Source organism: Pseudomonas sp. H11T01 (genome assembly GCF_048515765.1).
GTDB lineage: Bacteria > Pseudomonadota > Gammaproteobacteria > Pseudomonadales > Pseudomonadaceae > Aquipseudomonas.
The window spans coordinates 242412-258248 of record NZ_JBLYED010000006.1 but is presented as its reverse complement, the minus strand read 5'-3'; the positions used below and the strand labels follow the sequence as shown (position 1 = coordinate 258248).

15 protein-coding genes are annotated in these 15837 nt (G+C 60.5%); 7 read left to right on the top strand and 8 right to left on the bottom strand.

Going from position 1 to position 15837, the window contains the following annotated elements:
• Positions 1-9 precede the first annotated feature (9 nt).
• The 5 genes from ACN1C3_RS10665 to ACN1C3_RS10645 all read right to left on the bottom strand — a co-directional run bounded on the left by ACN1C3_RS10665 (position 10) and on the right by ACN1C3_RS10645 (position 4871).
• Positions 10-1353 carry a gluconate:H+ symporter gene (locus ACN1C3_RS10665; protein WP_419115766.1) on the bottom strand — a complete coding sequence of 448 codons (1344 nt, stop codon included), beginning with the start codon at positions 1351-1353 and terminating at the stop codon, positions 10-12.
• A gap of 186 nt (positions 1354-1539) precedes the next feature.
• The gene (locus ACN1C3_RS10660) at positions 1540-2292 is read right to left on the bottom strand and encodes an amino acid ABC transporter ATP-binding protein (protein WP_419115837.1); all 753 of its coding nucleotides are present in this window, start codon (positions 2290-2292) and stop codon (positions 1540-1542) included.
• Positions 2293-2303: 11 nt separating this feature from the next.
• Positions 2304-3026 (bottom strand): amino acid ABC transporter permease, encoded by a 723-nt coding sequence (locus ACN1C3_RS10655; RefSeq protein WP_419115765.1) that lies wholly within the window; start codon positions 3024-3026, stop codon positions 2304-2306.
• A gap of 28 nt (positions 3027-3054) precedes the next feature.
• Positions 3055-3918 carry a substrate-binding periplasmic protein gene (locus ACN1C3_RS10650; protein ID WP_419115764.1) on the bottom strand — a complete coding sequence of 288 codons (864 nt, stop codon included), beginning with the start codon at positions 3916-3918 and terminating at the stop codon, positions 3055-3057.
• Positions 3919-4064: 146 nt separating this feature from the next.
• Complete coding sequence (locus ACN1C3_RS10645) at positions 4065-4871, bottom strand: phytanoyl-CoA dioxygenase family protein (protein WP_419115763.1); 807 nt, start codon at positions 4869-4871, stop codon at positions 4065-4067.
• A gap of 97 nt (positions 4872-4968) precedes the next feature.
• Between ACN1C3_RS10645 and ACN1C3_RS10640 the strand changes: the two genes are divergently transcribed.
• The 7 genes from ACN1C3_RS10640 (at position 4969) to otnI (ending at position 12116) form a co-directional block, all read left to right on the top strand.
• Positions 4969-5865, top strand: a complete 897-nt coding sequence (locus ACN1C3_RS10640) for a LysR substrate-binding domain-containing protein (RefSeq protein WP_419115762.1) — start codon at positions 4969-4971, stop codon at positions 5863-5865.
• 223 nt (positions 5866-6088) lie between these two features.
• Positions 6089-6793, top strand: coding sequence for a FadR/GntR family transcriptional regulator (locus ACN1C3_RS10635; protein WP_419115761.1), 705 nt, complete (start codon positions 6089-6091; stop codon positions 6791-6793).
• A gap of 43 nt (positions 6794-6836) precedes the next feature.
• Positions 6837-7742: an L-threonate dehydrogenase gene (ltnD, locus tag ACN1C3_RS10630; protein WP_419115760.1), complete on the top strand. Its 906-nt coding sequence runs from the start codon at positions 6837-6839 to the stop codon at positions 7740-7742.
• A gap of 10 nt (positions 7743-7752) precedes the next feature.
• Positions 7753-9036 carry a 3-oxo-tetronate kinase gene (gene otnK, locus ACN1C3_RS10625; RefSeq protein WP_419115759.1) on the top strand — a complete coding sequence of 428 codons (1284 nt, stop codon included), beginning with the start codon at positions 7753-7755 and terminating at the stop codon, positions 9034-9036.
• Positions 9033-9671, top strand: coding sequence for an aldolase (locus tag ACN1C3_RS10620; protein ID WP_419115758.1), 639 nt, complete (start codon positions 9033-9035; stop codon positions 9669-9671). Before otnK ends, ACN1C3_RS10620 begins: the two co-directional genes overlap by 4 nt.
• Positions 9672-9851: 180 nt before the next feature.
• A complete protein-coding gene (locus ACN1C3_RS10615; protein ID WP_419115757.1) occupies positions 9852-11312 on the top strand; it encodes an SLC13 family permease in 1461 nt (486 codons plus the stop codon).
• Between the two features lie 21 nt (positions 11313-11333).
• Positions 11334-12116: a 2-oxo-tetronate isomerase gene (gene otnI, locus ACN1C3_RS10610; RefSeq protein ID WP_419115756.1), complete on the top strand. Its 783-nt coding sequence runs from the start codon at positions 11334-11336 to the stop codon at positions 12114-12116.
• On the opposite strand, the gene ACN1C3_RS10605 is transcribed toward otnI, so the two are convergent.
• From ACN1C3_RS10605 to ACN1C3_RS10595, 3 genes are all read right to left on the bottom strand, one after another.
• Positions 12113-12931, bottom strand: coding sequence for a DeoR/GlpR family DNA-binding transcription regulator (locus tag ACN1C3_RS10605; protein ID WP_419115755.1), 819 nt, complete (start codon positions 12929-12931; stop codon positions 12113-12115). The two genes, otnI and ACN1C3_RS10605, sit on opposite strands and share 4 nt — an antisense overlap.
• 220 nt (positions 12932-13151) lie before the next feature.
• Complete coding sequence (locus ACN1C3_RS10600; RefSeq protein WP_419115754.1) at positions 13152-14234, bottom strand: ABC transporter ATP-binding protein; 1083 nt, start codon at positions 14232-14234, stop codon at positions 13152-13154.
• Positions 14231-15826 carry an ABC transporter permease gene (locus ACN1C3_RS10595; protein WP_419115753.1) on the bottom strand — a complete coding sequence of 532 codons (1596 nt, stop codon included), beginning with the start codon at positions 15824-15826 and terminating at the stop codon, positions 14231-14233. The genes ACN1C3_RS10600 and ACN1C3_RS10595 overlap by 4 nt, the downstream gene beginning before the upstream one ends.
• Positions 15827-15837: the final 11 nt, after the last annotated feature.

Sequence of the window (15837 nt, the reverse complement as noted above, 5' to 3'; positions counted from 1 at the left end):
CGGACGGGCTCACACCCAATGCGACAACAGCAGTGTCATCCCCAGGGCGACGACTGAGGCGAGCACGGTACCGGCGGTAAATTTTTTCAGCGCATCACTCAGGGAGACGCCCAGGTATTCCTTGACCACCCAGAAAGCCGAGTCAGTCACGGTGGTCCAGCCGATAGCGCCGGCACCGATGGCGATCACCATGAGTTCGCGGTTTTGCCCTGGCATGGCGTCCAGGATGGGCAGAATCATGCCAGCCGCGCTGACCATTGCCACGGTTGCCGAGCCCACGGCCAAGTGCATCAGGCCGGCGACGAGCCAGGCCAAGAGGATCGGATTGATGTCCCATTGCCCCAGGGTGCTGGCGAGGACTTTGCCGACGCCGCTGTCGATCAGCACGCCATTGAACGCGCCACCGGCGCCGATGATCAGCAAAATATTCGCCAGCGGGGTGAAGCAGCGCTGGGTCAAGACCTGCAGTTGCGCCATCTGTAAGCCACGGCGCAGTCCCAGCGCCCAGTAGGCAAAGATCACCGCGATCGCCAGGGCGGTCAGGGGGTTGCCGAGGAAGGTCATCAGGCTGTACAGGCTGGAGCCTTGAGGCAGGCTCATGACAGCCAATGTCTTGCCGACCATCAACAGCAGCGGCAACAGGATGGTAAACAGGGTCAAGCCCAGGCCTGGCAGCTCTCGGTGCGGACTCAGGACGCAGCGCTCATCCAGAAAAGCCTGCTGGCTAGCGGGCGCAGTGCGCGAGCAGACCAGGTTGACCCAGACAGGGCCGGCGATGATGGCGGTCGGCAAGCCGACGATCAAACCGTAGAGGATGACGGTGCCGACATCGGCGCCGAGCATCCTGGTAATCGCCATGGCGGCAGGATGGGGCGGCAGCATGCAGTGCACGGTCATCAGCGAAATGGCCAGCGGTATTCCGACATACAGGATGTTGAGCCGGGTTTCCTTGGCGACGACGTAGATCAGCGGGATCAGCAAGACAAACCCCACCTCGAAGAACACCGGGATGCCTACGACGAAGCCAACCAGCATCATCGCCCATGCGGCGCGCTGTTCGCCCAGGGCATTGAGCAACGCCTGAGCAATACGCTCGGCGCCACCAGACTCTTCGAGCATTTTGCCGAGAATACTGCCCAGGCCGATAATCGCTGCGAGGAAGCCCAGCGTGCCGCCCATGCCTTTTTCAAAGGATTCGGCAATGCTCGGCAAGGGCATACCGGCCCCGGCGCCGACGACAAAACTGGCCAGCATCAAGGCCAGGAAGGAATGAACTCTGAATTTGACCACCAGCACAATGATCATCATGATCGCTGCCAGTAGTATCAGTAATAGACCCGCATTTTCTTGCATGACGACCCCTTATTATTTTATTGAGCGCGTTAGCCCGCATACCTCACGGTGCGAGGGATTAAGCGTCAGCGGTAAAGGGGTTTACAAAGGATGGTTTTTCAACGAACGGGTGATCTGATATCACCTATGGGGGAGGGGGTTCCCCATGCCAGATTCAGTGAAGAATCTGACATGGGGAGGCGCGGGTCAGTGCTGCATGGACTGGATAAAACTGGCGATGCGGCTGTTGTTGGGGGAGGCGAGCAGTTGTTCCGGGCAACCGGACTCCAGAATTCCACCGTCAGCGACAAAGCAGATGCGGTCGGCCAGTTTGCGCGCAAAGTTCATTTCATGGGTGACGATGATCATCGTCATGCCCTCCTGGGCGAGCTGGCGGATGGTGTCGAGCACACCGGACACCAGTTCCGGATCGAGGGCCGAGGTCGGCTCATCGAACAGGATCAGCTCGGGTTTCATGGCCAGGGCTCGCGCGATAGCGACCCGCTGACGCTGCCCCCCGGACAGTTGGTCGGGGTAGTAGTCGAGGCGCGTCGACAGGCCGACCTTGTCGAGAATCGCCTTGGCCTCGGCTATTGCCTCCTGTTTGGGGCGGCGTAGCACATGCACGGGTCCTTCGATGACGTTCTCCAGAACCGTGCGATTGCTGAACAGGTTGAACTGCTGGAACACCATCGGCATTTTGCTGCGCGCCATGCGCAGTCTGGATTCGTCCACTTGTTGGTAGGCCTGGTTGTCCTGATGGCACAGCCTCTCCCCGATAAAGGTGATCTCACCGGCGCACGGCGTTTCAAGAAAGTTGATGCAGCGAAGCAGTGTCGATTTTCCACCCCCGCTGGGGCCGATAAGGAAGATCACTTCACCACGCTTCACGGTCAGGTCAACGCCACGCAGAATCTTTGAATTTCCGTAGGCCTTGTGCAGGCCGCTGATCTGCAGGATGGGATCGGCATTCATGATTTGGCCTCTGTCAGCTTGGAGGGTATTGGACTGGTATTGACACGGGTTCCTGTGCGCAGGTGGGCTGGCGTCAGGCGTTGTTCGATCCAGTGCACCCCGCGTGCAGCAATGAAACTCAGGACGAAGTAGATGATCGCGACCATCAGATAAACCTGCATGCTCAGGAAGGTATTGGCGATCACGATGCTGCCGTGACGCAACAGCTCATTGACGGCAATGAAGGACACCAGCGAGGAGTCCTTGAGCAGTGAGATGAAATAACCGCCCACTGTCGGGATCGCAATTTTCAGCGCCTGGGGCAGGATCACCCGCAGATAAATCTTGTTGCGCGACATGCCGATGGACAGACCCGCTTCTCGCTGGCCCTTGTCCAGCGAGAGGATGGCGGCACGAAAGACCTCGGAGAGATAGGCCCCGAGGTTGAGGCTCAGGCCCAGCACCCCGGCCCAGAAACCGGACAGGGTCAGGCCGATTTGCGGCAGGGTGAAGTAGATCACCAGTAACTGTACGACCAGTGGCACGCCTCGCCAGAGTTCCACATAGCTGCGCAACGGCCAGTCCAGCCAGGGTCGGTGCGTCAATCGCCCGAGGGCGACGGCCAGGCCGATGAGGATGCCCAAGGCCATGCTCAGGACTGACAGTTCCAGTGTTACTACCGCGCCCTTGAGCAGGAACGGGAAGTACTTGGGAATGAGGACAAACAAGAAGTCATACATAACGGGTATCCCTCTGTTTGTTCACGGGTCAGTTCTTGGTCAACCGGGTTTGCTCGGCGTCCCAGACGCCGTATTTTTTGAGGATGGCCTGGTGAGTGCCGTCAGCGATCATTGTCTGGAGTGCGCCGTTGATGGCTTCGCGTAGATCCGTGCATTCTTCACGCACTGCAATCGCTTGGGTGCCGTAGACGTAGGGTGCCTTGGCTTCGGCTGCGGCCCATTCCGGTTTAGGTTGATAGAGAATCGGGTCACCCACGACGCGCAGATTTTTCATGGTCTCCTTCTGGCCAATCAGGGTGCCCTGATCGAGCAGAACGGCATCGGCCTGATTATTCTGCAGGGCCTGGAAGGGTTCACCAAAGCCGTTGAAGTCCATGACTTCGCCCACCACTCCGGCGTCAGCCAGCCGGTGTGCGTTGAGCGAGTCGTCGGTCCCCATTACGGTGGCGAGCTTCTTGCCCTTGAGGTCGTCCATCGATTTGATCGGTGAGTCGGTCTTCACGATGACGTAGTTGTAGCTCAGGAAGTAAGGATCGCTGAAGAGGATTCCGGCGTTCTTCACCCGCTCCTGGGTGGCCGACATGGCGGAGAGGATGATGTCCCAGCGTTTGGATTTCATGCCGGGAATCAGGGTCGACCACTCGGTAACGACATACTCGGTTTTGGGCACACCGATACGTTTGCCGATCTCTTTAAACAGCTCGGCTTCGAAGCCGCCGTAGCTGCCATCTTCGTTTTGCCAGATGAAGGGTTTCGTGCCCATCAGACCGTTACCGGAGCGCAGCACGCCGGCGGCTTTGACGTCTGCCAGGCAACTGCTGCCGGCTTGAGCCAGGCCGGCGGTGCCAAGGAGTAATAGAAGAGCGCTGATTTTGAGTGTTGAACGTTGCATGGGTGTGTCTCCGATTGGGGATTTTTTTGTTGTTATTTTGCCGAGCAAAAGCTCTCAATCTCGGAACCGTGTATCGACTGCGTGCAACTCCTTCTCCCTGATTCCTGGGGAGGCGAGCGATGGATGTTGGGGGGATAGCCGTCGTCTCAGTCGTCTTTGCGCCAGACCACCGGAAACCAGTCTTCGCGCATGCGGTCGCCGGTGTTCAGGTTGATCCCCGGGAAGGGCGGAGAGGTGCGCCCCGGGCGGGCGATGTAACGCACATCGTCGCCGATGAATCGCGTCGAGAACGCTCTTCTGCGGCCGGTGCCCTGGTTGCCCGCGGCGCCATGCACGGTGCGAAAGTCAAACACCACTGCATCGCCCGGTTGCAGTTCTGGCGAGAGGATTCTGAAGTCGCCGCTCTCCACGTCCGGCATGTCCATGAACACACTTTCCCCGGTTGTGGAGTGGGTCTGGCCATAGAAGTCGGTGTTGCTGGCCCAGCTTTTCGGTCGTACCGGTTTGGGCCACAGGTGTGAGCCGAGCACCACGCTCAGGGTGTTGAGGCGGGTTACCGGGTCGAGTGGAATCCAATAGCTTGCGGTCTGCAGGCCATCCACGCAGTAGTAGGGCAGGTCCTGATGCCAGGGCGTTGGTTTCGAGGTGCCAGGCTCTTTGACCAGGATGTGATCGTGGAAGACCTGCACCTGTTGTGATTGCATGATGTGCCCGGCGATCCCGGCCGCCGGTGAGTTCATGACAAAGTCGGTAAAGGTCGGGATGCGTTGCCAGTTGCAGTAGTCTTCGAAAAAGCGACCGCTTTCGCCGCTGCCCACGTTCTCTATCGCAAACTGGCTGGGTTGCGCGAGGTTCTGTTCGAATCCTTCGCGCAAGCGCTCTATCCAGTCGGTGAAGACGCCGCGCAGAACGACAGCTCCGTCACGTTGAAATACCTCGACATCGGACATCATCGGCCTTGCTCCTCTGTTGTTAGCGTTGTGCGAGGAGTATTGCTTTTGCGCCTAAATAGGAAAACTATATATATCTTATTCTTGAGTATAGGAAAAGATGATAGGTTTTTCGTTTCGTCAGTTGGAGTACTTCGTCGCTGCCGCCGAGCATGGAAGCATCAGTGCTGCGGCAAGAGCGCGGCATGTGTCGCAGCCCTCGGTGTCCCTGGCCGTCTCTCAGTTGGAAGACACCTTGGGTGAAAAGCTATTCCGCCGTCAGGTCAGTCGCGGGCTGGAGTTGACGCCGGCAGGGCAGCGGCTCTTGGGGCGCGCGCGGGACATCCTCAATTTGGCGGCCGCCATGACCGAGGATCACAGTGATCGGCAAACACTGCGGGGCCAACTGACGCTGGTCTGCTTTCAGGATCTGGGGCCTTACTTCGCGCCTCGACTGCTGGCTGGTTTTCGCGCGCAGCATCCGGAGGTCGTGGTCACGCTGTTTGAAACCGATCTGGCCGGGGTGCATCGAACCTTGAACGCCGGCAAGGCGGAGCTGGCATTGACCTATGAGTTGGGGCTGGACCCGCTGACCGAGCGGCAAGTACTCGCGCAACTCTCACCCTACGCCTTGCTGCCAGCCGACCATCCACTGGCGGCACAGGAGGACGTATCGCTCTTCGAGCTGGCGAGTGAATGTCTGATCCTCGAAGACATCGCGCAGACGCGAGAGTATTTCCTCTCGCTGTTCTGGTCCCACGATCTGCACCCCATGACGCAGCAATACACCCAGACCTTCGAGATGCAGCGCGGTTTGGTTGCGCATGGTTACGGCGTGGCATTGTCATGCACCCGTCCGGCAGGTGATCAGAGTTACGACGGCAAACCGATTATCTGCCGCCCGCTGCGCGAAGCCGTCAAGCCGCAGCGCGTCGTGCTCGCCCAATCCAGTGCCATGCGTCCTTCGCTAATCGCTGAAGCCTTCATGGGCTGGGCAGCAAGCGAAACTCATTCGTAGACCCGGGTTCATCTTCATCGATCGGTAAGAGTACGACTCTCAAGCTTGCTGCCTTCCAGGGCGGCTGGCCCGTGCCTGACTGTCTACAGCCGATCCTGCGTATCCGGATGCAGTGTTAAAAAATGTTAATTGTAAAAAACACTTCACATAATCTGTTCATTGGAGGATTATCTGCTCAACCTGTATGACAACCTGATAACAAGACAAAAACAGGATTGCCTCGATGTTCGACAAGGTCCCGACTCACGTGCTGAGCGACAGCGTCGCTCAGCAGCTGCTGGACAAGATTGAGACCGGTGTGTTCGGCACCGGCAGCAAGCTGCCCAGTGAAGCCATGCTTTCAGAAGCCTTCGGTGTCAGTCGCACCGTGGTCCGCGAGGCCATTTCCCGCCTGAAGAACGAAGGCGTGCTGCAGCCTCAGCAAGGGCGCGGCATCTTCGTCACGGCCAACGCCAATATCCGCCCGCTGCGTATCGATTACGCCGAAGCCAATCTGCCCGGCAGTGTCTTTCACCTGCTGGCGCTGCGCCGTGCCATCGAGGCAGAAATCGCCTCCGAAGCGGCGCTCAATCGCAGCGAGGCCGATCTGGTGCAGATCGACGAGGCGCTGGCGCGTATCGATGAAGAGGTCGATGAAGGGCTGGATGGTGTTCGCGCCGATGTGGCCTTTCACCGGGCCATTGCCCAGGCCACGGGCAACCCTTACTTCCTCAAGACCCTGGAATTCGTCAGTCAGTACCTGGAAGCCGCCACCCGCATCACCCGCACCAATGAAGCGGGCAGGGCGGATTTCTCCCGTCAGGTACATGAAGAACATCAAGCGGTCGTGGCTGCCATTCGGTTGGGCGACCCGCTCGCCGCCGGTCATGCCGCCCGCGCACATATCTACAACGCGGCCCGCCGTCTACGCCTTGCTGGCGTGGAATAAGCCGCTGTTTTTCTCATAAGCCGGTAACTAAGGAGTCCCCCTCATGAATAACAAGAATGTCGGTGTTGTCGGTCTGGGCGCGATGGGCCTGGGCATTGCCCGTTCACTGTTGCGCAGCGGCTTCAATGTGCACGCCTGCGATGTGCGTGCAGCGGTGACGGAACAGTTTGCCAGCGAGGGTGGCGTGGCGAGCGCTTCGCCTGCGCACCTGGCTGGCGAGTGCGACGTGATCATCACGGTTGTGGTGAATGCCGAGCAGACTGAAACCGTATTGTTTGGCGAGGGTGGTGCCGTGGCCGCGTTGCGTCCTGGCAGCCTGGTGATTGGTTGCGCCACCGTGGCCCCGACCTACGCGGTAGACCTGGGTCAGCGTCTGGCCGAGCAAGGCCTGCTGTATCTGGATGCACCGATCTCCGGCGGCGCGGCGAAGGCTGCCGCTGGCGAGATGACCATGATGACGTCGGGCCCGGCCGACGCTTATGCCAAAGCCGAAGCGATCCTTGCAGGTATGGCCGGCAAGGTCTATCGCCTGGGTGACGTCCATGGCTTGGGCTCGAAGGTCAAGATCATCAACCAGCTGCTCGCCGGGGTGCATATCGCTGCTTCCGCCGAAGCCATGGCGCTGGGGCTGCGTGAAGGGGTCGATGCCGACGCGCTTTACGAGGTGATCACCCACAGCGCGGGCAATTCCTGGATGTTCGAAAACCGCGTGCCGCACATTCTCAAGGCCGATTACACGCCGTTGTCCGCGGTGGATATTTTCGTCAAGGACCTGGGCCTGGTGCTGGATACCGCGCGGGCCAGCAAATTCCCGCTGCCGCTGTCGGCCACCGCCCACCAAATGTTCATGCAGGCTTCCAGTGCAGGTTTTGGTCGTGAGGACGATTCGGCGGTGATCAAGATTTTCCCGGGCATCACGTTGCCGACTGCCAAGACTGAGCCTGTTTGAGGAACGCACAATGAACACACGTCCATTGCTGGGCTGCATCGCCGACGACTTCACCGGTGCCACGGACCTGGCCAACATGCTGGTGCGCGGCGGAATGCGCACCGTGCAAAGCATCGGCATCCCGAGCAGCGATGTCGCCGCCGGGCTCGACGCCGATGCGATCGTCATCGCGCTGAAATCGCGCACTATTCCGGTCGCCGAAGCGGTCGAACAGTCCCTCGCGGCACTGGCCTGGCTGCGTGAGCAAGGCTGCGAGCAGATCTTCTTCAAGTACTGTTCGACGTTTGACTCCACCGCCGCCGGCAATATCGGTCAGGTCAGCGAAGCGCTGCTGGCGGCACTGGGCAGCGACTTCACCCTCGCGTGCCCGGCCTTTCCGGAGAATGGCCGGACGATCTTTCGCGGCCACTTGTTTGTTCAGGATCAGTTGCTCAGCGAGTCGGGTATGCAGCATCACCCGCTGACGCCAATGACCGATGCCAACCTGGTGCGGGTCCTGCAATCGCAGACCGGTTTGAGTGTTGGACTGTTGCGCTACGACACCATTGCCCAAGGGGCCGAGCAGGTTCGTGGGCGAATCGCCGAATTGCGGGATCAAGGTGTCGGCATGGCAATCGCCGATGCCTTGTCGGACAGCGATTTGTACACCCTCGGTACCGCCTGCGCCGATCTGCCGTTGTTGACGGGTGGTTCGGGCCTGGCCTTGGGTTTGCCGGACAACTTCCGTCGCGCCGGCAAATTGCGCGACCTCGATGCCTCGAGTCTCCCGGCGGTACTCGGCGGTGAGGCGGTGCTGGCCGGCAGTGCCTCGGTGGCCACCAATGGGCAAGTGGCCGCCTGGCTCGAAGCCGGCCGGCCGGCGCTACGGATTGATCCATTGGCCTTGGCGGCTGGCGAACCGGTCGTTGCCCAAGCGTTGGCCTTCGCCAAGGACAACAAAGAAACCGTGTTGATCTACGCCACCAGTTCGCCGGATGAGGTCAAGGCCGTGCAACAACAGCTGGGCGTCGAACGGGCCGGCGCTCTGGTGGAAAACGCCTTGGGTGAAATCGCCCAGGGCCTGCGCCAGAGTGGTGTGCGTCGCTTTGTGATCGCTGGCGGTGAAACCTCGGGCGCCGTGGTTCAGGCGTTGGGCGTGCAACTGCTGCAGATCGGCGCGCAGATCGATCCAGGTGTGCCGGCGACCGTCAGCAGTACTGATGAGCCGTTGGCGTTGGCACTTAAATCGGGCAACTTCGGTGGCCGCGATTTCTTCAGCAAGGCCTTGAAGCAACTGGCTGGAGGTGCGCGATGAGCAACGAAAATGCATTGCGCGAAGAAATCTGCGAGGTTGGCCGCAGCCTTTATGAGCGCGGTTACACCGTCGGCAGCGCCGGTAATATCAGCGCACGCCTGGACGACGGCTGGCTGATCACGCCGACCGATGTCTGCCTCGGCCGCCTCGACCCGGCGACGATCGCCAAGGTCAATCTGGCCGGCGAATGGGTGTCCGGTGACAAGCCTTCAAAGACCCTGGCCTTGCATCGCCAGGTCTACGACCGCAACCCGAGTGTCGGTGGCGTGGTGCATACCCATTCCACTCATCTGGTGGCGTTGACGCTGGCAGGTGTGTGGCAGCCCGACGACATCCTGCCGCCGCTGACGCCTTATCAAGTCATGAAAGTCGGGCATATCCCGTTGATTGGCTACCAGCGTCCCGGCTCGCCAAAGGTCGCCGAACAGGTCGCGCAGCTGGCCAACAGTGTTCGCGGCGTGATGCTTGAACGGCTGGGGCCGGTGGTCTGGGAGAGTTCGGTCTCCAGGGCCAGCTACGCCCTGGAAGAACTCGAGGAAACCGCACGGCTCTGGCTGATGAGCAATCCCAAGCCCGAACCGCTCGATCAGGCAGCGCTGGACGAGCTGCGAGAGACCTTCGGCGCGCACTGGTAGAGCGCTGATAGAACACGACAGATCGATAACGCAGGCCCTGTCCGGGAGACGCGCAGCGGCTCTCGATGGCCCCTGCTTGCCTAAAAATACAATAACAAGAGGAAATCCAGGCATGACTCACCTTCACTGCGGCATTTTCAGAAGAACCCTTTCGTTCACCCGGTGTGGAGGGTTTCTGAAATGAGCCCGTTAATCCTGATGGTGACCGCAGGAGTGGGCATCGCGCTGTTGTTGTTCCTGGTGCTCAAGTACAAGTTTCAGCCGTTCGTGGCCTTGATGCTGGTGAGCATTCTGGTGGCGCTGGTGGCCGGGGTGAAGCCGGCCGATCTGGTCGCCACCATCGAAGGCGGTATGGGCAAGACCCTGGGCCATATCGCGATCATCATTGCCCTGGGCGCGATGATCGGGCGGATCATCGAGCTCTCCGGCGGTGCCGAGGCGCTGGCCAAGACCTTGATCAGCCGTTTCGGCAACCGACGCACGCCGCTGGCGCTGACGATTGCCGGCTTCATGGTCGGGGTGCCGGTGTTCTTCGAGGTCGGTGTGATCATCCTCATGCCGCTGGCCTATGGTGTCGCTCGCAGTGCGCGTAAGCCGCTGTTGGTGTTCGCACTGCCGATGTGCGCGGCCTTGTTGACCGTACACGCCTTCCTGCCGCCACACCCGGGCGCAGTGGCCGCTGCCAGCCAGTTGGGCGCCGACCTCGGCCGCGTGCTGATGTTCGGTCTGCCGCTGACTGCGTTCCTTTGCTATGTCGGCTACCGTGTGGCCGGGCGCATGACCCGTCGGGTGTACCCGATGACCGACGATATTCGTGCCGAGGTCTACGGCCCGCATGTCACCAATGAAGATCTGGCTGCCTGGGCCAATGGCAACGACAAGAGCACTGCACAAGCTGCTGTGGCCGTGTCGCACATGGGCCTGGAAGAGTCCACCAGCAGCATCGTCTCCAAGTTGCCGCCGGCACCGCCGCCGGGTTTCGGTATGATCGTCAGCCTGATCGCGCTACCGATCATTCTGATTCTGCTGGGGACGCTGTCCACCTCGTTGCTGCCGGCCGAATCGATCCTGCGCGGCATCATGACCGTGCTCGGTGCGCCGCTGGTGGCGTTGCTGATCGACACCTTGCTGTGTGCCTGGTTGCTGGGTTCGCGTCGTGGCTGGAGCCGTACTCAGGTGTCCGATGTGATCGGCTCGGCCTTGCCCGGCGTGGCCATGGTGATCCTGATTGCTGGCGCTGGCGGTGTATTCGGCAAGGTGCTGGTGGATACCGGTATCGGCGCCGTGGTCTCCGATATGCTGCGCACCACCGGTCTGCCGGTGCTCGCGCTGGGCTTTCTGCTGACCATGTTGTTGCGTGCGGTGCAGGGCTCGACCACAGTGGCGCTGGTGACCACCGCCGGCATCATCAGCCCGCTGATTGCGACCCTCAATCTCACTCCGAACCACATGGCCCTGCTGTGCCTGGCCATGGGCGGTGGCGGGCTGGCCATGTCCCATATCAATGATGCCGGTTACTGGATCTTCACCAAGCTGGCCGGGCTGAACGTGGCCGACGGCTTGCGCACCTGGACCGTGTTGACCACCTTGCTCGGTACGTTGGGTTTCTGTATTACCTTGTTGATCTGGCCGTTTGTCTAACCCTTTATCCTAGGAGCTACCATGCCTCGTTTTGCTGCCAACCTCAGCATGCTCTACCCGGAACATGAGTTTCTGGATCGCTTCGCCGCCGCTGCCGCCGATGGTTTCGAAGCGGTGGAGTATCTGTTTCCCTACGACTACAGCGCTCAAGAACTCAAACAGCGCTTGAGCGACAACGGCCTGGTGCAGGCGTTATTCAACGCACCGCCCGGCGATTGGGCGGCGGGCGAGCGGGGCACGGTGTCATTGCCGGGCCGGGAGAGTGAGTTTCGTGACGGTTTTGATCGAGCACTGGAATACGCCGCTGTGCTGGGGAACTCACGAATCCACGTCATGGCAGGCCTGCTACCCTCCGAGAGTGACCGGGCACGGCATCACGGCATTTACCTGGAAAACCTCGGTTACGCGACTGCCCAAGCGGCCAAGGTCGGCGTCACGGTATTGCTCGAACCGATCAATACGCGGGACATGCCAGGCTTTTTCCTCAACCGACAGGATCAGGCCCAGGCCATCTGCAAGGAAGTGGGCGCCCGTAACCTGAAGGTTCAGTTCGACTGTTATCACTGCCAGATTGTCGAAGGTGACCTGGCCACTAAACTGCGTAGGGACTTCGACGGCATCGGCCATATCCAGATTGCCGGCGTGCCGGACCGGCATGAGCCGGACCTGGGAGAAGTCAACTATCCCTACCTGTTCGAACTGATCGACCAGTTGGGCTATGACGGCTGGGTAGGGTGCGAATACCGGCCGCGTGGCAATACGTCGGCCGGCTTGCAGTGGTTGCGGGACTGGAAGGCGCGCTAGACGCTGCTATCAGAAGGCAACAGCAGTTCCACACCCTGCTTGCGGATGCTATCGGCCGCGGCAGGGGTCAGCGCGTCGTCGCTGAGGATGATGTCGAACTGCTCGAGCCCGGCGATCTTGTACATGCTGAACGTGCCGTACTTCGAACTGCTGGCCACCAGCACCACTTGCGAAGCCGATTGCATCGCGACTTGCTTGACCTCCACCTTCAGCGCCGAAGGCGTGGTGAGGCCGCGACGCAAATCCCATGAGCTGGTCGATATGAAGGCGATATCGGTAACGACCTGACGCAAGGTGGCCACCGCCAAACCGCCCACGCAGGATTGATTGGAGTGATCCAGCTGCCCGCCGGTATGAATCACCGTGACATGGGGCGCCTCGATCAGTGCCTGGACAATGCCGAAGTCGTTGGTCACCACGGTCATGCCGGACAGCGCCTTGATGTAGGGGACGATTTCCAGCGTGCTGGTTCCCGCATCCAGATAAATCGTCATATCGGCATGCAGCAGCCGCGCCGCGAGCTTGGCCATGGCCTGCTTCTGCGGCAACTCGACCACCGCCTTGAGTTGATGGCTGGGCTCAGTGTGGAGCTGGCTGGCGATTCGCACTCCACCGGTTACCGAATAAGCACGTCCTTCCTGTTCAAGCAGCGCGATATCGCGGCGTATGGTCATGTGCGAACAGTCGAACATTTCCATCAACTGATGAACGCTCAGCACCTGATGCTTGCGCAACTGGCGCAGCATCAACTCACGACGCTGTTCAGGAATCATCGGTGCGCCGCTTTCGGCGGCGATGTCCTTTTGACTAGGCATTCGGGCTCCAGAATCAAGAAATCCGCAGACAAGGAACGCGGGGCAAACATAGTAGCGAATCTGCGGTAAAGGAACGAGGTGTTGCGCAGGACACCGGGCATACCGCAATGCCAGTAAGTTAAGGATGCGCGATCTCTAGAACAAAGCGATTCTAGTGTGGGAAGGGCCCGGCCCTTCCCACATTAGATCTTCGCGGTTTCAAGCCTTCTGTTCACTTAACTTACGGGCATTGGGCCATAACGTGAGCGTGGCCTTCTGTGTAGATGTGTATCGTGGTCCCTACTGCAGGCGCATGGATACCAGAGCTGCGCACCATCAAGGACCGGCCCGATGGCTGTCCATCGATGGATGGGGAGGGCACCTTCAGTTCTACCGTCAGGGTGCAGGTATTGCCGCCAAAATCGCGTTCTGTGACGACCCCGAAGCATCCCTGCGTCGGGTCCTGGATAGCGTTTTTGCCGGATATCTGGAGCTGTTCGGGCCGCAACATGATCCGTGCGGCGCCGTTTGGAGAGGCCTCGTTGACGTGGACATGCCCCAGGTCGCAGGCCGCCCGGCCATCTTTGATCACGGCGGGCATCATCACGGCGTCGCCGAGGAAAAATGCCGTTTCCTCGTCATGGGGCTGCAGATAAAGGTCCATGGGCGGGCCTGCCTGCACCAGTCGGCCCTGGCGCATGACGGCCAACTGATCGGCAAAGGACAGCGCTTCGGCCTGGTCGTGAGTCACCAGGATGGTCGTGACGCCGGCGTCACTCAGGAGTCGTGTCACCATCTTGCGCATGGAGGCGCGCAGGCCGGTGTCCAACGCAGAAAACGGTTCGTCCAGCAGCATCAACCGGGGGCGTTGCGCGAGGGCGCGGGCCAGGGCTACCCGTTGTTGCTGACCACCTGAAAGCTCGTGAGGCCAGCGCTGACTCATGCGTGAGTCCAGCGCGACCATGTCCATCAGCTCGGCAATCCGTTGCTGTTTCGACGCCGCGTTACCGGTAAGTCCGAAGCCGATGTTGCCGGCTACCGTCATGTGCGGGAACAGGGCGCCGTCCTGCGGAACATAGCCAATCATTCGCTGGTGGGCCGGCACCTGGCTCGAGTCATCGACCAGCGTCTGGCCATTGAGCACGATGTTGCCCGAGTCAGGAAATTCGAACCCGGCGATCGTGCGCAGCAAGGTGGTTTTGCCCGAACCGGAAGGACCGACGATCGCGGTGCGACTGCCTGCCGGAATCGACAGGTGGATATTCTCCAGGGCCCGCTGCGAACCAAAGGATTTGTTGATCGAGGTCAATTCAAGAGCGTTCATCGGCCCGCCGTGCGTTTGGATTGATGGTAAAGAAGTCCGGTCAACGGAAGCGAAAGCAGGATCATGATCAACGCATAAGGCGCAGCGGCGGCGTAGTCGATCTCGCTGGTCATGGCCCAGAAACCGGTGGCCAAGGTGCGAGTCCCGTTGGGGGCGAGCAGCAGGGTGGCGGTCAGCTCATTGGTGATCGCCAGAAACACCAGTGCAGCACCTGCGGCGGCACCCGGTGCCGCCAGTCGCAGGGTAATCAGCCACAGCGCCTGGCTGGGCGAACGGCCCAGACTGCGGGCCATGTTTTCCAGCTCAACCGGTGCCTGGGCAATGCCCGCGCGCAAACTGACCAAGGCTCTGGGCAGGAACATCAGCACATAAGCCAGGAGTACGGTGATCGTGGTCTGGTAAATCGGCCGGGCAAAATTGATGGTGATGGTCACCAATGCCAGGGCGACGACAATGCCCGGCAAGGAGCTGGTGATGTAGTTGCAGCTTTCCAGCACGCGGTGCAGTCGTCCCGGCGAGCGGATCGACAGCCAGGCGATGGGGATCGCCGCGCAGGTGGTAATGATCGCGCCAGCGACCCCAAGAAGCAGCGTCTGCTCCAGTGCTGGCAGAAGATCTCCCAGCTTCCAGACTTCTGCGCCGCCAGCAATCAGCCACTTGCCCAAGGTGATCAGTGGCACGCCGAGTGCCAGCACGCTGCTCACTATCGGTAGCGTCAGCGCCAAGGCTGTGGTCTTGCGATCCAGCCGCAAAATCCGCTGCAGGCGAGCACTCCCGGATCCCACCCGCGCATAACGGGCCTGGCCGCGACTGGCCGACTCAGCGGTCAACATGGCCAGGCAGCACAGCGCGAGCACGCCTGCCAGCATGTTGGCGGCGGGGCCATTGAAGGTGGACTTGAACTGATCGAAGATCGCAGTGGTGAAGGTGTCGAAGCGAATCATCGCGTAGAGGCCGTATTCAGCCAGCAGATGCAGCCCGACCAACAAGGCGCCACCGCCGATAGCCAAACGCAGCTGGGGCAACACAACCCGGAAAAACACGGCCCAAGGCTTGAGGCCCAGTGACTCGGCCACATCTTCGATGGCCGGATCAAGACGTCGCAGCGTTGCTGCAATCGGTAAATAGAGAAAGGGGAAATAGGCAATGACCGAGACCAATACCCCGGCAAACAGCCCATGAATCGGTGGGACCAGACTGACCCACGCATAGCTGTGCACGAACGCCGGCACCGCAAGGGGGGCGGTCGCCAGCAGTGACCACAAGCGCCGACCGGGCAGGTCAGTGCGCTCGGTCAGCCAGGCCAGAGCTACGCCCAGTGCAACACACAAGGGAATCGTGATCACCACCAGCAAAACGGTGTTGATCAATAGCTCCGCGACCCGTGGCCGGAACACCAGCGCGACGATGGTTGCCCATCCAGTCTGCAAGGAAACGCCGAGAACGAAGGCGATCGGCAACAGCGCCAGTAACGAGACCAGAATGGATAATCCGGCCACCCACGTGCCACTGCGGTTCCCGAAGGAACCGCGCGATCGTCGACGAAGGTTCGCTGGAGTCGCCGAAGCGACTCCAGCAGGGTCTGAGACCATGGTTTGCTCTG